At 57.8% G+C, this 17,834-nt stretch carries 14 protein-coding genes; 4 read left to right on the top strand and 10 right to left on the bottom strand.

The window, feature by feature from the left end; all coding sequences use genetic code 11:
* Positions 1-56: 56 nt before the first annotated feature.
* Positions 57-782 (bottom strand): tRNA (cytosine(32)/uridine(32)-2'-O)-methyltransferase TrmJ, encoded by a 726-nt coding sequence (gene trmJ / locus SPH27_RS12880; RefSeq protein WP_029741152.1) that lies wholly within the window; start codon positions 780-782, stop codon positions 57-59.
* A 131-nt stretch (positions 783-913) separates the two neighbouring features.
* Here trmJ and suhB point away from each other — a divergent pair, with 131 nt between their 5' ends.
* Positions 914-1,717, top strand: coding sequence for an inositol-1-monophosphatase (suhB, locus tag SPH27_RS12875; protein WP_023308828.1), 804 nt, complete (start codon positions 914-916; stop codon positions 1,715-1,717).
* A gap of 59 nt (positions 1,718-1,776) precedes the next feature.
* Here suhB and SPH27_RS12870 read toward each other — a convergent pair whose 3' ends face one another.
* Positions 1,777-2,757, bottom strand: coding sequence for a nickel/cobalt transporter (locus tag SPH27_RS12870; RefSeq protein WP_182071377.1), 981 nt, complete (start codon positions 2,755-2,757; stop codon positions 1,777-1,779).
* The gene (locus tag SPH27_RS12865) at positions 2,748-3,386 is read right to left on the bottom strand and encodes a DUF1007 family protein (protein ID WP_033146226.1); all 639 of its coding nucleotides are present in this window, start codon (positions 3,384-3,386) and stop codon (positions 2,748-2,750) included. The genes SPH27_RS12870 and SPH27_RS12865 overlap by 10 nt, the downstream gene beginning before the upstream one ends.
* Before the next feature lie 125 nt (positions 3,387-3,511).
* Between SPH27_RS12865 and csiE the strand changes: the two genes are divergently transcribed.
* On the top strand, positions 3,512-4,789 hold the full coding sequence (gene csiE, locus SPH27_RS12860; protein WP_047173875.1) for a stationary phase inducible protein CsiE: 1,278 nt from the start codon (positions 3,512-3,514) through the stop codon (positions 4,787-4,789).
* On the opposite strand, the gene SPH27_RS12855 is transcribed toward csiE, so the two are convergent.
* Complete coding sequence (locus SPH27_RS12855) at positions 4,784-5,929, bottom strand: 3-phenylpropionate MFS transporter (RefSeq protein WP_008502163.1); 1,146 nt, start codon at positions 5,927-5,929, stop codon at positions 4,784-4,786. The two genes, csiE and SPH27_RS12855, sit on opposite strands and share 6 nt — an antisense overlap.
* A gap of 173 nt (positions 5,930-6,102) precedes the next feature.
* Here SPH27_RS12855 and SPH27_RS12850 point away from each other — a divergent pair, with 173 nt between their 5' ends.
* Positions 6,103-6,525 carry a DoxX family protein gene (locus SPH27_RS12850; RefSeq protein WP_182071378.1) on the top strand — a complete coding sequence of 141 codons (423 nt, stop codon included), beginning with the start codon at positions 6,103-6,105 and terminating at the stop codon, positions 6,523-6,525.
* Between the two features lie 54 nt (positions 6,526-6,579).
* On the opposite strand, the gene glyA is transcribed toward SPH27_RS12850, so the two are convergent.
* A complete protein-coding gene (gene glyA, locus SPH27_RS12845) occupies positions 6,580-7,833 on the bottom strand; it encodes a serine hydroxymethyltransferase (protein ID WP_008502165.1) in 1,254 nt (417 codons plus the stop codon).
* Positions 7,834-8,137: 304 nt separating this feature from the next.
* On the opposite strand from glyA, the gene hmpA reads away from it, so the two are divergent.
* Complete coding sequence (gene hmpA, locus SPH27_RS12840) at positions 8,138-9,328, top strand: NO-inducible flavohemoprotein (protein ID WP_048978838.1); 1,191 nt, start codon at positions 8,138-8,140, stop codon at positions 9,326-9,328.
* Between the two features lie 81 nt (positions 9,329-9,409).
* On the opposite strand, the gene glnB is transcribed toward hmpA, so the two are convergent.
* The 5 genes from glnB to purL all read right to left on the bottom strand — a co-directional run bounded on the left by glnB (position 9,410) and on the right by purL (position 17,726).
* Entirely contained in the window at positions 9,410-9,748 is a 339-nt protein-coding gene (gene glnB / locus SPH27_RS12835) for a nitrogen regulatory protein P-II (protein WP_003860685.1), read from the bottom strand.
* A 65-nt stretch (positions 9,749-9,813) separates the two neighbouring features.
* A complete protein-coding gene (glrR, locus tag SPH27_RS12830; RefSeq protein WP_182071379.1) occupies positions 9,814-11,151 on the bottom strand; it encodes a two-component system response regulator GlrR in 1,338 nt (445 codons plus the stop codon).
* Complete coding sequence (gene qseG / locus SPH27_RS12825) at positions 11,138-11,875, bottom strand: two-component system QseEF-associated lipoprotein QseG (protein WP_039263753.1); 738 nt, start codon at positions 11,873-11,875, stop codon at positions 11,138-11,140. Before qseG ends, glrR begins: the two co-directional genes overlap by 14 nt.
* Before the next feature lies 1 nt (position 11,876).
* Positions 11,877-13,304, bottom strand: coding sequence for a two component system sensor histidine kinase QseE/GlrK (gene qseE / locus SPH27_RS12820; protein ID WP_045888300.1), 1,428 nt, complete (start codon positions 13,302-13,304; stop codon positions 11,877-11,879).
* 534 nt (positions 13,305-13,838) lie between these two features.
* Positions 13,839-17,726, bottom strand: coding sequence for a phosphoribosylformylglycinamidine synthase (gene purL / locus SPH27_RS12815; protein ID WP_182071380.1), 3,888 nt, complete (start codon positions 17,724-17,726; stop codon positions 13,839-13,841).
* Positions 17,727-17,834: the final 108 nt, after the last annotated feature.

Genomic DNA, 17,834 nt, shown 5'->3' with positions numbered 1-17,834 from the left:
TGCGGCCTGATGCCCTCACCCCAGCCCTCTCCCGCGGGGAGAGGGGGAAATCGACACTACTCTTTATTCTTCTGCTCAATCGACGCCAGAATCCCGCGCAGGATGTTCAGCTCCTGGCTTTCCGGGCGCGCGCGGGTAAACATGCGGCGCAGCTTGTTCATCACCTGGCCCGGGTGGCCTTCACGAATAAAGCCGGTTGAGAGCAGCGTCTGCTCCAGGTGACCATAGAAGCGCTCAAGATCGTCCACCAGCGGGTAGGCCGTCTCTTCTTTCTGTTCGACCGGTTTCTCCTGCGTCGCCAGCCACGCCATACGCACCTCATAGGCGATAACCTGCACCGCCATCGCCAGGTTCAGCGAGCTATATTCCGGGTTCGCCGCGATGGCGACGTGATAGTGGCACTTCTGCAGCTCGTCGTTGGTCAGGCCAACGCGCTCGCGGCCAAACACCAGCGCAACCGGTGCCTGCTCCGCTTCTGAGACGCTTTTCAGGCCGCATTCGCGCGGGTCCAGCATCGGCCACGGCAGCGTGCGTGAACGCGCGCTGGTGCCAACAACAAGGCTGCAGCCGGCCAGCGCTTCGTCAAGGGTATCGACGATCTGGGCGTTGCCGATCACGTCGCTGGCACCGGCCGCCAGGGCGATAGCCTGCGAGTCAGGTTTCACCAGCGGATTAACCAGCCACAGGTTCGTTAAGCCCATGGTTTTCATAGCGCGGGCAACGGAGCCCATGTTGCCGGTGTGCGATGTTTCGACCAGCACGATTCGAATGTTTTGCAGCATAATTTTTAATGTCTGAATTCAGCGTCTGAAGAATATTCCGGCATATTATCATAAACGGGAGACATAATCCGATCCCACTGCTATACTCTGCGCCGATTTTCCTGTTCTTTAACATCCAGTGAGAGAGACCGATGCATCCGATGCTGACCATCGCCGTGCGCGCAGCGCGCAAGGCGGGTAATGTAATTGCCAAACACTACGAAACGCCAGACTCCGTAGAAACCAGCCAGAAAGGCAGCAATGATTTCGTGACTAACGTCGATAAAGCCGCAGAAGCGATTATTATCGAAACGATCCGCAAATCTTACCCGCAGCACACCATCATCACCGAAGAAAGCGGTGAACATGAAGGTACCGATCAGGATGTTCAATGGGTTATCGATCCACTGGATGGCACCACCAACTTTGTTAAACGCCTGCCACACTTCTCTGTGTCTATCGCAGTACGCATTAAAGGCCGTACTGAAGTCGCCGTTGTTTACGATCCAATGCGTAACGAACTGTTCACCGCTACCCGCGGTCAGGGCGCACAGCTGAACGGCTACCGTCTGCGCTGCAGCAACGCACGCGATCTGGACGGCACCATCCTGGCGACCGGTTTTCCGTTCAAGGCGAAACAGCACGCGACCACCTATATGAATATTCTGGGCAAACTGTTTACCGAATGCGCGGACTTCCGCCGCACCGGTTCTGCCGCGCTGGATCTGGCCTATGTAGCAACAGGCCGCGTTGACGGTTACTTCGAGCTGTCACTGAAGCCGTGGGACTTTGCTGCGGGCGAGCTGATTGCACGTGAAGCAGGCGCCATCGTGTGTGATTTCACCGGCGGCCATAACTATATGTCTACCGGCAACGTCGTTGCGGGTAACCCACGCGTTGTTAAAGCCATGCTGGCAAACATGCGTGATGAACTGAGCGATGCGCTGAAGCGTTAATCCAGTTAGTTAAGCCCGGTGGCGCCACGCTTACCGGGCCTACAAAATCCCTCAGTACGCTAGAAAGGCCGCAATCCCCTTCCCACCGGCACCGCGCTCATCCACATCGTCACCGCTGCCACCAGCAGAATCACCCCGCCCGCCAGCGCAAGCGTTGTCCACCCTACCTGTCGCCACAGCACCGGCGTTTTATTGCCGCTCAGTTTGACCGCCAGCTGACGGAAGCTGTGAACCAGCAGCGCTAAAGACGAAATGGTGAGAGACGTCCCTGCCGCCATCGCCAGCGCGGAGAGCATTCCCCAGCCAAACACGCCTATCACCTTGCTGAACAGCAGCACCATGATTGCCCCCGAACACGGGCGCATGCCCATCGAAAGAACAATCATCAGCCGCGCGCGCCAGTCGTCGCCGTTCTGCAACTGTTCCTGCGTAGGCAAATGCTGATGCCCGCAGCCGCAGCTTTCATCATGAACGTGGTGCGGCGTGAAGGTTTTGAATTTCGGTTTTTGCAGCAGCACGCGCAGCTTTTTCAGCGCCCGCCAGCAGAGGATCAGCCCCAGCACGCCAACCAGCGCGTAGCTCCCCTTCTCCAGCCAGAAACTGCTCATGTGCAGCTGGCGCGCGGGAAGCTGCAACAGCGAAAGCACAACCACGACGAGCGCAATCGCCACGCTGCCCTGAAGCAGCGAGGAGGCCAGCGTCAGCCCGATACTCGATTTCAGCTTCGACGGATGGGTGGCGAGCCAGGTCGTTATCACGATTTTGCCGTGCCCCGGCCCCAGCGCGTGCAGTACGCCATAGATAAAGCTGAACGCCAGCAGGGAACCACCCGCTTTGGTCGGGTTCTCGGCCACCGCCTTCAGCAGACCGCTCATCTGCTGGTTGACCTCACGCTGCCAGACGATGCTTTTCATCATGACCTGCGGCCAGGCCTGCCATAGCCAGAGTGAACCGCAAACGGCCAGCAGGAGAAAAAGCGCCAGCGGCCAGAGGTGCAGCCAGCGACGCGGTTTCCGAACCGGAGAGGAGATCACTGACATTGTAACGTTACCTCCTGCGCGAACTGTTTACCCAACTCCATGTCCTCAGGCGGTGCATCTTCCTTATCAAGCGAGACCGCAAAGTTCAGCGTCTCCTCGCTGGGTTTCGGGGTGTGAACGCCAATTTTGCAGTTTTTTTGCAGAGCGTCCGGCAATCGTACGTCGCCGTCTTTGTCATAGCGCATATCGACATAGTAGGTAGGATCAAAAGTGGAAAACGTGTAAGTTTGCCCGGCCAGCGGCTGCGGATGCGCCAGCGGGAGCACAAACGTCAGCACCGCCTGATGCCCGTCACGCGTCATCCCGTATTCCGTTGGCCGGTTCAGAAATTTAACCTTTTGCCCGTTGTGCCAGAATTCCGTGAAGTAGTGCTGGCCGAGCACGTTGGCCATCACTTCCGCCGCCAGCTTTTTCCAGATTTCATCGCCGGGCTTCGCGTTTCCCGCATCATAGAGCAGATCGGCCGAGGTGATTTCATCCATCGTCCAGCGCATCTTCAGGCCGCTCAGCTGCGTGCCGTCGGTAACCAGCTCGGTCTGGAGGTCAATAAAACTGTGAGGGTGTGCGCTGGCGGTGAAGCTGATAACCGCCAAAAATAACGCCATCGCACTTTGTTTAACTGTTTGCATCAATTCCTCACGTCAAAAATTCTGTGATGTCCCCCAGCAATCCTGAGTGAAAGGCCTGCCGGCGCGCTTTTCAGCGCTCATCCTTTAGCTATTCTTATCAAACATTCACACTGGATACCCGACAGATGATGACGACGCTTGAAATTCCATCTGTGCTTTCCAGTTCGCAGCGCCGCTGCCAGGTGCTTTTGATGCTTTACCTGCCCGATGCTGCCGTCACCGCACAGAGCATAATTGCTGCCAACGGGGTGGACGACGCGATGGCACGGCAAGATATAGCCGAGACGCGCGATGAAATCCAGCGCTATCACCGGCTGGACATCGTCACGCACCACGACGGCAGCTACCGGATTGAAGGCACAGCCCTGAATCAGCGTTTATGCCTGCTGCACTGGCTGCGCCGGGCGCTGCGGCTTTGCCCGCAGTTTGTCTCACACCAGTTTACCCCCGCATTAAAAACCGCGCTTAAACAACACGGCATTGCGCGACCGCTGTACGACGATGCGAACCTGCGGGCGCTGATCGGCTTCTGCTCCCGCAAGCTGCAGCGCCAGTTTGAATGCCGCGACGTCCAGTTTTTACAGCTCTATCTGCAATACTGTCTTATTCAGCACCAGCTCGGGAATACGCCGCAGTTTTCTCACGTTCAGCGCAGCTGGACCCAGTCGAGAGGGGAGTATTTTACGGCCCAGGAGATCGTGCGTCACTGGAGACGTCGCGTGCCGCAGGGAGCGCACGGGGATGAACAGCTGTTTCTGGCGCTGCTGTTTATGATGCTGCGCACGCCCGATCCGGTGCTCGATAAACACCAGCAGGATCAGCGCTTGCGCCGGGCCATCGTGCGCATGGTCGCCCGTTTTCGCTCGCAGACCGGGATGAACTTCAGCGATGAGCAAGGGCTGACCGATCAGCTGTATATCCATCTGGCTCAGGCGCTGGACCGCTCGCTGTTTGAAATTGGCATCGACAATAGCCTGCCGGAGGAGATCCACCGTCTCTATCCCCGGCTGTTACGCACCACAAAGGAAGCGCTGTTTGAGCTGGAAGCGGAGTTTGGGCTGCGTTTTTCTGATGAAGAGATGAGTCTTGTCGCGGTGATTTTCGGCGCCTGGCTGATGCAGGAGACCGATCTGCACGAAAAACAGGTGATCCTGCTGACGGGAGACGATAAAGCCAGCGAGGATCTGATTGAACAGCAGCTTCGCGAGCTGACGCTGCTGCCGCTTAATATTCGCTATCTGACGCTGCAGGCTTTCCAGAAAGAGGGGGCACCGCGCGAGGCTGCGCTGGTTATCACCCCCTACCCTACCGTCCTGCCGCTGTTCTCGCCGCCGCTGATACATGCCGTTGAAACATTGAACGCGCAGCAGCAAGAACATATTCGCGCCATGCTGGAATCATAGCGAGGCGCGAGCGGCCACTTTAGGGCGAACAACGATGGCGGGTAAGGCGACCAGCGCCATCACCCAGAAAACCCCATGCCCCAGATGCTGGTAGAGGAACCCCGCAAAGACCGTCATGATTGCGATACTGCCCCCCATCGCGACCGCCGAGTACACGGCCTGCAGGCGAATAACGTCTCCGCCCTCGCGCGCAGCGATATAGCGCATCGCCGCCAGATGGCACACGGTAAAGGTGCCGCAGTGAAGAATTTGCGCCACTATCAGCCACGGCAGATCGGTCGTCCAGCCCATAATGCCCCAGCGCGCCACGCCGCACACGGCGGAAAGCAGCAGAAGGTCTCGCGCGCCAAAGCGACGGAACAGCTTCTTGCTCAGGGCAAAGATAATGACTTCGGCCACTACCCCCAGCGACCACAGATAGCCCACTGCGGAAGCAGAATATCCCGCCCCCTGCCAGTAGATGGCGCTGAAGCCATAGTACGCCGCATGCGCCCCCTGAAGCAGACAGACACACGCCAGAAAACGCCAGCTTTGTGCCACCAGGCTCCGCCAGGCGGGCCAGCCTGCGCTCTCCTGATGGCGGCTTTCCCCTTGCGGCATCACCGACGGACGCAGCAGCATACCCAGCAGCATAGAGGCAATACCGATACTCAGCAGGGCGAGAATGGCGCGGTAATCGTAAAGGCTGACCAGTTTGCCCACCAGCGCGGAACCAATCACAAAGGCAATTGAGCCCCACAGGCGCACGCGGCCGTAATCCATGGTGATCTGCTTTTGCCAGGTGTTCGCCAGGGCATCCGTCAGCGGTACCAGCGGTGAGAAGAACAGGTTAAAGCCGACCATCACCACCATCAGCCAGGCAAACTGGTGGCTGACCCAGAAGCAGGCAACAAAGACCAGCGTCAGCAGAGCAAGAATGCGCACGGCCTTGATTAGTAAGGAGGGATCGCTGACGCGCGGGGCAATCAGCAGGCTGCCGAGGAAACGCGCCACCAGCCCGGCCCCCAGCAGGACACCGATAGTCTCAGGAGTCAGGCCGATACCCTTGAGCCAGACGCTCCAGAAGGGCAGAAAAATACCGTAGCTAAAGAAATAGGTGAAATAACTGAGCGCCAGCCAGCGCGTGGAATGCAAGACCATGAATCCCTCCCGAAATCGAGGCCATAGTCTGGCGAGAATATAAAAATTAAGCAAGTAGATAGCCTGCTATAAATTAACGAAAAATTAACATCTTGTGCAGTCGTCTGGCTTATGGCAGGGAATGAAAATATGTATTACGTTTAAATTACTCCACTTGCAGAGGTTTTTCTGCCATGAACTCACTACGTTATTTCGATTTCGGTCATTCACGTCACCTGCTGCTGCTGATTGGCCGCATCGCACTTGTCGTGCTGTTTATCATCTTTGGTTATCCAAAACTGACGGGGTTTAGCGGCACCGTACAATATATGACCTCGCTGGGTACGCCGATGCCCATGCTGGCGGCCATTATTGCGGTGGTGATGGAAGTCCCTGCTGCCATTCTGATCGTGCTGGGCTTTTTCACCCGCCCGCTCGCGGTACTGTTTGTATTCTATACGCTGGGCACGGCGATTATCGGTCACCATTACTGGGATATGACCGGTGATGCGGTCGTACCGAATATGATTAATTTCTATAAGAACATCAGTATTGCTGGCGCCTTTATTTTACTGGCCATTGTTGGTCCGGGGGCTATTTCCCTCGACCGGCGTTAAGCCAAAAAAAAAGGCCGCAAGCGCGGCCTTTTTTATTTCTGCAAGGCAGAGGAATTACGCGTATACCGGGAAGCGTGCGCAGATATCCAGAACTTTACCTTTGACGCGCTCGATAACCGCTTCGTCATTGATGTTGTCCAGAACGTCACACATCCAGCCAGCCAGCTCTTTCACTTCCGCTTCTTTGAAGCCGCGGCGAGTCACGGCCGGAGAACCGATACGGATACCGGAGGTCACGAACGGGCTCTTCGGATCGTTTGGCACGCTGTTTTTGTTCACGGTGATGTTGGCGCGGCCCAGGGCTGCGTCAGCTTCTTTACCGGTCAGGTTCTTATCAACCAGATCCAGCAGGAACAGGTGGTTTTCAGTACCGCCGGAGACCACTTTGTAGCCACGGTTCAGGAACACTTCCACCATCGCTTTGGCGTTCTTAGCAACCTGCTGCTGATAAACCTTGAATTCTGGCTCCATCGCTTCTTTCAGCGCAACGGCTTTAGCCGCGATAACGTGCATCAGCGGGCCGCCCTGCGCGCTTGGGAATACAGCGGAGTTCAGTTTTTTGTACAGCTCTTCGTCACCGCCTTTCGCCAGGATCAGGCCACCGCGTGGACCCGCCAGGGTTTTGTGGGTGGTGGTGGTCACAACGTGAGCGTGTGGAACCGGGTTCGGGTAAACGCCAGCGGCAATCAGACCCGCAACGTGCGCCATGTCGACGAACAGGTAAGCACCAATGCTGTCTGCGATTTCACGCATTTTTGCCCAGTCAACGATACCGGAGTAAGCAGAGAAGCCACCGATGATCATCTTCGGTTTGTGCTCTTTAGCCTGCTTCGCCATGTCTTCGTAGTCAATTTTACCGGACTCATCAATACCGTAAGGGATGATGTTGTACAGTTTGCCGGAGAAGTTAACCGGGGAGCCGTGAGTCAGGTGGCCGCCCTGCGCCAGGTTCATACCCAGAACGGTATCGCCCGGCTGCAGCAGCGCGGTATAGACCGCGAAGTTAGCCTGAGAGCCAGAGTGTGGCTGCACGTTCGCGTAGTCAGCGCCAAAGAGTTCTTTCGCACGGTCGATAGCCAGCTGCTCAACGATATCCACGTACTCGCAACCGCCGTAGTAGCGTTTGCCCGGGTAACCTTCAGCATATTTGTTAGTCAGCTGAGAACCCTGCGCCTGCATGACGCGCGGGCTGGTGTAGTTTTCGGAGGCGATCAGTTCGATGTGCTCTTCCTGACGTACTTTTTCCTGCTCCATAGCCTGCCACAGTTCGGCATCATAATCGGCAATGTTCATTTCACGCTTTAACATCCGCATCTCCTGACTCAGCTAACAAGTAAATTTTGGCCTGAAAAGGCAGTCCTGTTGGACGACGGGCAACAGTATAACTGATTAGTTCTGTGATAACAGGTCTTGACAAACGATTTTACGCAAACGTTTTCCTACGCGCCACGCAAGGGTTTGAGGAATAAAGCTCTCGCCTTTTCCAGCGGATTTCTTTTCAGGTTTGTGATGCATATTTTTCATCTTGCAAAGAACCATTTACAACGCAGGGGTATTTTTTATAAGATGCATTTAAAATACATCATTAAAGTCACATCAGAAGGATGCGCTCATGCTCGACGCTCAAACCATCGCTACCGTTAAAGCCACCATCCCCCTGCTGGTGGAAACCGGCCCTAAACTCACCGCCCATTTCTACGATCGCATGTTCACGCACAACCCGGAGCTCAAAGAAATTTTCAACATGAGCAACCAGCGTAACGGCGATCAGCGCGAAGCGCTTTTCAACGCAATCGCGGCCTACGCCAGCAATATTGAAAACCTGGCGGCACTGCTGCCCGCGGTGGAAAAAATCGCGCAGAAGCACACCAGCTTCCAGATCCAACCCGAGCAGTACAACATTGTGGGTGGCCACCTGCTGGCAACGCTGGACGAGATGTTCAGCCCGGGCCAGGAGGTGCTGGACGCGTGGGGGAAAGCCTACGGCGTGCTGGCAAACGTGTTTATCAACCGCGAAGCGCAGATCTACAGCGAAAACGCCAGCAAGAACGGCGGCTGGGAAGGCACGCGCGCCTTCCGCATCGTTGAGAAAACGCCGCGCAGCGCGCTGATTACCAGCTTTGAATTTGAGCCGGTGGACGGACAGCCGGTTGCCGATTACCAGCCGGGCCAGTATCTGGGCGTGTGGCTGAAGCCTGAAGGTTTCCCGCATCAGGAGATCCGCCAGTATTCTCTTACCCGCAAGCCAAACGGCAAAGGCTACCGCATTGCGGTGAAGCGTGAGGACGGCGGTCAGGTATCCAACTGGCTACACAACGAAGCTAACGTGGGCGACGTGGTCCATCTGGCCGCGCCGGCGGGCGATTTCTTCATGGCCGTAGAAGCGAATACCCCGGTTACGCTGATCTCTGCGGGCGTCGGCCAAACGCCAATGCTGGCGATGCTAGATACGCTGGCGAAAGCCAACCACGGCGCGCAGGTCAACTGGTTCCACGCTGCGGAAAACGGCGACGTGCACGCCTTTGCGGATGAAGTGAAAACGCTCGGGGCGTCCCTGCCGCGCTTCACCGCGCACACCTGGTATCGCCTGCCGACGGATAAAGACCGCGCGGCCGCTCGGTTTGACAGCGAAGGTCTGATGAATTTAAGCCAGATGGAAGGGGCATTTAGCGCGCCGGACATGCAGTTCTACGTCTGCGGGCCGGTAGCGTTTATGCAGTATGCCGCCCAGCAGCTGGTGGAGCTGGGTGTGAACAAAGACAACATTCATTACGAATGTTTCGGGCCGCATAAGGTGCTGTAATGAAAAAGCCCCTCGTTCGAGGGGATTTTTTTCGCCGGGTGGCGGCTGCGCCTTACCCGGCCTACAAAACCGTTGGCAATGTTAAATCGCGGCGTCGTCTTCTTCGCCGGTACGGATACGGATCACGCGCGCCACGTCAAAGACGAAGATTTTACCGTCGCCGATTTTGCCCGTCTGCGCGGTGCGGATAATGGTATCCACGCAGGTATCGACGATATCGTCGCTGACCACGATTTCAATTTTTACTTTCGGCAGAAAGTCGACCATGTACTCTGCGCCACGGTAAAGCTCGGTGTGGCCCTTCTGACGACCAAAACCTTTCACTTCCGTCACGGTCATCCCGGTGATGCCGACTTCCGCCAGCGCTTCACGCACATCATCCAGTTTGAAAGGTTTAATAATCGCATCAATCTTTTTCATGGTGGGTCCTTAAACTCTTGCCTGTAAGCAGCCTCGTAATCGATTGCCCACAGTACCATACGGCATTACTCTTTAAAATCGTTTGCTTCCAGCTCGTGGCGCGACAGCAGCTTGTAGAACTCGGTGCGGTTGCGTCCGGCCATGCGCGCCGCGTGGGTCACGTTGCCTTTGGTTATCTGCAATAGCTTGCGCAGATAGTTCAGCTCGAACTGATTCCGCGCTTCCGCAAACGTCGGCAGGGCCGTGTTTTCCCCTTCCAGCGCCTGCTCCACCAGCGCATCGCTGATCACCGGTGAGGAGGTCAGCGCCACGCACTGCTCAATCACGTTCACCAGCTGGCGCACGTTACCCGGCCAGCCTGCGGCCATCAGCCGCTTCATCGCGTCGGTGGAAAACGCGCGCACGAACGGTTTATGGCGATCGGCCGCCTGGCGCAAAAGATGGTTCGCCAGCAGCGGAATGTCTTCCGCGCGCTCCGCCAGCGCCGGGATCTTCAGATTCACCACGTTCAGACGGTAGTAGAGATCTTCGCGAAACTCGTTGCGCGCCATCACTTTTGGCAAGTCGCGGTGGGTGGCGGAAATAATGCGCACATTAATATCGATATCGCGGTTGCTGCCCAGCGGGCGAACTTTTCGCTCCTGCAACACGCGCAGCAGTTTGACCTGCAGCGGTGCGGGCATGTCGCCAATCTCGTCCAGGAACAGCGTGCCGCCTTCCGCGGCCTGGAACAGCCCTTCCCGGCTGCTCACCGCGCCGGTGAATGCGCCGCGGGCGTGACCAAACAGTTCAGATTCGAGCAGCTGTTCCGGAAGCGCGCCGCAGTTAATGGCGATAAAGGCATTTTTACTGCGCGGGCTGGCGTTATGGATCGCCTGGGCCAGGATCTCTTTTCCGGTTCCGCTCTGGCCGTTGATGAGCACGCTGACGTCGGACTGCGCCACCATCCGGGCCTGTTCAAGCAGACGCAGCATAATGGGGCTGCGGGTGACGATGGACTCCCGCCACGCTTCATCCCCCGCCGGGGCGGCATGTTCCAGCGCGCTGTCGATAGCCTTATACAGCGCGTCTTTGTCCACCGGCTTGGTCAGGAAGCTGAAGACCCCCTGCTGCGTCGCGGCAACCGCATCCGGGATCGACCCGTGCGCCGTCAGGATAATCACGGGCATACCCGGCTGCTGCTTCTGGATCTCCGCGAACAGCTGCAGGCCATCCATTTCGTCCATCCGCAGGTCGCTTATCACCAGATCGATTTTCTCGCGACTGAGGATCTTGAGCCCTTCCAGCCCGCTTTCAGCGGTCACGACGCTGTAGCCTTCGCTCGCCAGACGCATCCCCAGCAGCTTTAACAGCCCGGGATCGTCATCCACCAGTAAAAGATGGGCAGGTTTACGGCTCGTCATGCTTCACATCCTCTTGTTTCGGCGTATCGCTGTCCGGTGCAGCGGATGAGCTCCCCGGCTGATATTTGCGCGACGAGAGCTGCCTTTCGATATCCGTCAGGTTCTCCAGCTTACGCGTCGTGGTATCCAGCTGCGTACGTAAATGTTGCTGCTGTTGACGCAGCGTATCAAGCTCGCTGTCGGTTGACTGCTGTAGCTTGCTGTAGCGGGAGCGCTCTTCAGACAGCTGAAGCTGTAATGTCTGCCCATCGCGCCAGAGCTGGTATACCGGGCGTACCTGCACGGGAAGATTGACTACAAACGTGTCCAGTCGGGTCACATTGACGCGACGTTCAACGGGGGTAATTTTCGCATCTGCGAGTAAAATCCCACGCTTGAAAGCGTCCTGCCAGGTGTCGTCATCCAGCATCGCCGCCTTCGAGCGGGCGTCTACCGGCGCCAGACGCTGGGCGCAATCTATCCCACGCAGCCAGAACAGCGGGTTGCTTTCAACGTCATGTCCTGACAGGTTCCAGATGTCGTCACAGCGGGTTGAGAGGAAGTCTGCCAGCTGGTTATCGGGCCATTTATCTTCCTGTTTACCGCTAATGGCACTTTGTGGCGCATGGGAAACACACCCAGCCAGAAATAAACAGGGCAGGCTCAGGCGAAGCGTTTTGCTGGAAAACACCGCACTTACGGCGCGGAAAAAGACGTGTGACATACTCACCAGACATAGATTCATTTTATTGATTTTTCCGGCTCAGGGGCAGTTCGATACGGAAGCAAACATCTGAACGTTCGTCCGCGGCAATGTTTAGCTCACCCTGCATGCGTCGTATGCAGTCCCGGGCGATGCTCAAGCCCAGCCCGCTTCCTTTAACCGCGCCTTTCCGCTGATGACTCCCCTGGAAAAAGGGTTCGAAGATCATGATTTTTTCGTCATCGGGGATCGGGGTGCCGGTGTTTGCGACGTCAATAAACACCCGTGAACCATTCGTATTACTTCGGATATAAATGTTACCGGATTCAGTACCATAGTGCACCGCATTGGAGTAAAGATTATCCAGAACGCTCATCAGCAGCATGGGTTCAGCCAGGCATGCAGGCGCATTCAGCTCAACGCCGGTATGCATCATTTTAGCTCTTGCTGGCAAGCTGTGGGCGGAGATCACCATATCCACCAGCGGCTCAATTTCAACGTTTTCCAGTACGACCGCCCCGTCAGCCAGCTTGCGGTTGTAATCCAGCAGTTGCTCAATCAGCTTTTGCAGATTGCGGCTGCTGTTATCCAGGATCTCAACAATTTCTTTCTGCTCTGGCGTAAGGGGCCCGGCCACTTCGTCCGCCAGCAGCTCCGTCCCTTCGCGCATGCTGGCCAGCGGCGTTTTAAGCTCATGAGAGATATGGCGCAGGAACTGATGGCGCTGTGATTCGAGCCACGCCAGGCGCTCGGACAGCCAGATAATGCGCTGGCCTACGGATCGCAGCTCGCGGGGACCTTTAAAGGCGACCGTATCCCCGAGCGATTTCCCCTCCCCCAGGCGGTTGATCATACGCTGGATACCCTTTACCGGGCCGATGATCATGCGGGTAAAGAGCAGTACCAGCCCGAGGCTCACCAGGAACAGCACCAGCGCCTGCCAGCCGAAGAACTGGCCGCGCTCGGCAATCTCCTGCTGGAGCTGCTGGCCGCGAGAGAAAATCACCGCGCGCGTAGACTGCACCATCTCGGTGTTGGCGCTGGCAAAAGCTTCGAGGCGCGCGGCGGCAACGGCATCCGGGCCGCTGTTGCTGCACTGCAGCTGCGCGAGATCGTTCAAATCCTGACGTAACGCCTGATAGAGCTTGTCGTCAGGCAAGACCCCCGCGTGAGCGTCCAGCATTTCGCTGTAGCGTTTACGCTGGCTCTGATAAACCTTTTCCAGCGTCCGATCGTCAAGCACGCAATACTGACGATAGCTGCGCTCCATCTCCAAAGCGGCGTTGGTCATCGCTTCACTGCGTCTGGCGTCGATAAGCGTCGTGCGGTTGGTCAAAGCCGCCTGCGCGCTCAGCGCGTTCAGGCTTTGCCACGCCTGCCAGGCAAGGATCAGCAGCGGCAGCAGGATCAGCAGGAAGGCCATCATGACGAGCTGCCGCAGGGAACGGGGGAAAACGGGCCAGCGTTTCAACGCATTACTCTCTTAATGGGGATTTACGCAGAGCGTAACTGAGTCTGCCCTTCAGATACAACAAAGCCGGGTAAAAACCCGGCTTTGTCATGGAATGAGGCGGTGCCTAACTCGACGTTTCGCCCTGGCCTGATAAAGCATCGCTATGATCAGTAGTTGGACGGCAGGCACCTTTTTGTGCGTCATTCGAAGTTTATGTAGCGCGTCCCGAAGGGGCTGACATAAGAAGGTGAATGAGCCACTGGTTAATATTATGCAACACCCGTGCCAGAATGCAAAACAAAATATTAACAGTTTGAAATATATGACTTTTACTCGTTTAGCCTGTTAATTATCGATTGAATGATTTCCAGGCTAAGTGTCGCTATTAAGCAACACCTTAACGGGAACCTTTACTGCCACATATAAATCAATGAGTTAAATGTCTCCTTTTGGAGACAGTCATATTGCGGGTCTGTCGCGTAATTGCGACACAAATAAAAAAGCCCGGTGGAGCTTTCGCTTACCGGGCCTGGAAGGGTGTGGGGCTAAAACTTAACCCAGCTGCTTACGCGCGTTGCGGAAGATACGCATCCACGGGCTGTCCTCGCCCCAGTTTTCCGGGTGCCAGGAGTTGCTCACGGTACGGAACACGCGTTCCGGGTGCGGCATCATGATGGTCGCGCGGCCGCTTTCGCTGGTCACTGCCGTAATACCGTTGGCGGAGCCGTTCGGGTTAGCCGGATAGGTTTCCGTCACCTTGCCGAAGTTATCGACAAAGCGCAGCGCCACCAGGCCTTTGCTCTCCAGCTGAGCCAGATGCGCAGCGTCGCGCACTTCTACCTGACCTTCGCCGTGGGAAACGGCGATTGGCATCTGTGAACCGACCATCCCCTGCAGCAGCAGAGACGGGCTTTGGGTCACTTCCACCAGGCTGAAGCGCGCCTCGAAGCGGTCAGACTGGTTGCGCACAAAGCGCGGCCAGGCTTCGCTGCCCGGGATCAGCTCGCGCAGGTTAGACATCATCTGGCAGCCGTTACACACGCCCAGCGCCAGGGTCTGCGGACGGTGGAAGAAGGTTTCGAACTCGTCGCGCACGCGGCTGTTGAACAGGATGGACTTCGCCCAGCCTTCGCCCGCGCCCAGCACGTCGCCGTAGGAGAAGCCGCCGCACGCCACCAGCGCCTGGAAATCTTCCAGACCGGTACGCCCGGCCAGCAGGTCGCTCATGTGGACGTCGATAGCGTCAAAGCCCGCGCGGTGGAAGGCGGCCGCCATCTCAACGTGGGAGTTGACGCCCTGCTCGCGCAGCACGGCCACTTTTGGACGCGCACCCGTCGCTATGTACGGCGCGGCGATGTCTTCGTTGATGTCGAAGGAGAGCTTCACGTTCAGGCCTGGATCCTGGTCATTCGCTTTCGCGTTATGCTCCTGATCGGCACATTCCGGGTTGTCACGCAGGCGCTGCATCTGCCAGGTGGTTTCTGCCCACCACATGCGCAGCGTGGTGCGGCTTTCGCTGAACACGGCGTGACCGTCTGCTTCAATGACGAAGCGGTCGCCCTGAACGGCTTTGCCCAGATAGTGCACGCAGTCTGCCAGACCATGCTTCGCCAGAATCGCTTCAACCGCGTCGCGATCTGCCGCACGCACCTGAATCACGGCGCCCAGCTCTTCGTTGAACAGCGCCGCCAGACGGTCTTCGCCCAGCGTCGCAATGTTCGCTTCCACGCCGCAGTGGCCGGTGAAGGCCATCTCTGCCAGGGTCACCAGCAGGCCACCGTCGGAACGGTCGTGGTAGGCCAGCAGCTTACGCTGCGCCACCAGCGCCTGAATCGCGTCGTAGAAGCCTTTCAGCTGCGCCACGTCACGCACGTCGGCTGGCTTATCGCCGAGCTGGCGGTAAACCTGCGCCAGCGCGGTAGCACCCAGCGCGTTGTGGCCTTTGCCCAGGTCAATCAGCAGCAGGGCGTTGTCTTCGGTCGCAAGCTGCGGCGTAACGGTGTGACGCACGTCTTCCACGCGGGCAAACGCGGTGATCACCAGCGACAGCGGAGAGGTCATCTCGCGCTGTTCGTTGCCTTCCTGCCAGCGGGTTTTCATCGACATGGAGTCTTTGCCCACCGGAATGGTCAGGCCGAGGGCAGGACAAAGCTCCTCACCCACCGCTTTCACGGCTTCATACAGGCCAGCATCTTCACCAGGGTGGCCGGCAGCGGCCATCCAGTTTGCGGAGAGCTTGATACGTTTGATGTCGCCAATCTGCGTCGCGGCGATGTTGGTCAGCGCTTCACCGACCGCCAGACGGGCAGAGGCCGCGAAGTCCAGCAGCGCCACCGGGGTGCGTTCGCCGAGAGCCATCGCTTCGCCGTAGTAGCTGTCTAGGCTCGCGGTGGTCACGGCGCAGTTCGCGACCGGGATCTGCCACGGGCCGACCATCTGATCGCGCGATACCATACCGGTCACGGTGCGGTCGCCGATGGTCACCAGGAAGGTTTTCTCTGCCACAGCAGGCAGGTGCAGCACGCGGTTTACCGCTTCTGCCACGGTGATGCCCTGGCGATCGAGCGCTTTGCCCGCCGCTTTGCGGGTGGCTACGTCGCGGGTCATCTTCGGCGTTTTACCGAGCAGCACGTCCAGCGGCAGATCGATCGGCTGATTGTCAAAGTGGGTGTCGCTTAAGGAAAGGTGCTGCTCTTCGGTCGCTTCACCGATGACGGCATACGGCGCGCGCTCGCGGCGGCACAGCTCGTCAAACAGCGGCAGCTGATCCGCAGCAACCGCCAGCACGTAGCGCTCCTGGGATTCGTTACACCAGATTTCCAGCGGGCTCATGCCCGGCTCATCGCTCAGGATGTCGCGCAGGTTGAAGCGCCCGCCGCGGCCACCGTCGCTCACCAGCTCCGGCATGGCGTTGGACAGGCCGCCCGCGCCCACATCGTGGATGAAGAGGATCGGGTTGGCGTCGCCCAGCTGCCAGCAGCGGTCGATCACTTCCTGGCAGCGGCGCTCCATCTCAGGGTTGTCGCGCTGCACGGAGGCGAAATCGAGATCCGCATCAGACTGGCCGGAGGCCATCGAAGAGGCCGCGCCGCCGCCCAGGCCGATGTTCATCGCCGGACCGCCCAACACGATCAGCTTCGCGCCGACGACGATCTCACCTTTCTGCACGTGATCGGCACGGATGTTGCCGATCCCGCCCGCCAGCATGATCGGCTTGTGGTAGCCGCGCAGCTCTTCGCCGTTGTGGCTGTCCACTTTCTCTTCATAGGTACGGAAGTAACCGTTCAGCGCCGGACGACCAAATTCGTTGTTAAACGCCGCGCCGCCCAACGGGCCTTCGGTCATGATATCCAGGGCGGTCACGATGCGCTCTGGCTTGCCGAAATCCTCTTCCCACGGCTGTTCAAAGCCCGGGATACGCAGGTTAGAGACAGAGAAACCGACCAGACCCGCTTTTGGTTTAGCGCCACGACCGGTCGCACCTTCATCACGGATTTCGCCGCCGGAGCCGGTCGCCGCGCCCGGCCACGGGGAGATCGCCGTCGGGTGGTTGTGGGTTTCCACTTTCATCAGGATATGCGCGGGCTCCTGATGGAAGTCATAGCGCCCTGCTTCGCGATCGGCGAAGAAGCGGCCCACCTCGGAACCTTCCATTACCGCGGCGTTGTCTTTATAGGCAGACAGCACGTGGTCAGGGGTTTGCTCCATGGTGTTTTTGATCATTTTGAACAGCGACTTCGGCTGCTGTTCGCCGTCAATAATCCAGTCGGCGTTGAAAATCTTGTGGCGGCAGTGCTCAGAGTTAGCCTGCGCGAACATGTAAAGTTCGATGTCGTTCGGGTTACGGTTGAGCTTAACAAACGCATCCTGCAGGTAGTCGATTTCGTCTTCTGCCAGCGCCAGGCCGAGACGCAGGTTGGCGTCAATCAGCGCCTGACGGCCCTGCCCCAGCAGGTCTACGCTCTGTACCGGCGCAGGCTGATGGTGAGAGAAAAGCTTCTGCGCGTCATCGAGAGAGGCAAATACGCTCTCCATCATGCGATCGTGCAGTTCAGCCGCAACCGCCTGCCACTGCGCGTCGCTCAGGGTAGAGGCTTCCACGTAGTACGCCACGCCGCGTTCCAGACGGTTAATCTGGCTCAGGCCACAGTTGTGGGCGATATCGGTGGCTTTGGAAGACCAGGGGGAGATGGTGCCCGGACGAGGCGTAGCAAGGATCAGTTTGCCGGTTGGCGTATGGCTGTTCAGGCTTGGACCATACTTGAGCAGGCGTTCCAGCTGTACGCGCTCCTCTGCATTCAGGGGGGCATTCAGGTCAGCAAAATGGACATACTCAGCGTAAATATTGCTTACCGGAAGGTCGGCCGCCTGAAAACGTGCCAGCAGTTTAGTGATACGGAAGGCAGACAGTGCAGGCGAACCACGCAGAATTTCCATCATAAGTCTCTCGTCTTCGAAGCGCCGGGGCGCTTACAGTGTGCGCAAGGGGGGAAAACGGGCGTCATTATAGAGAATCCTGAGCGCCGACGAAACCGTTTGCGTCGAAAT

Source organism: Enterobacter sp. A103 (assembly GCF_034427535.1).
Classification (GTDB): Bacteria; Pseudomonadota; Gammaproteobacteria; order Enterobacterales; family Enterobacteriaceae; genus Enterobacter; species Enterobacter asburiae_B.
The sequence above is the reverse complement of the archived record's forward strand: the minus strand, read 5'-3'. Positions and strand labels throughout refer to the sequence as shown.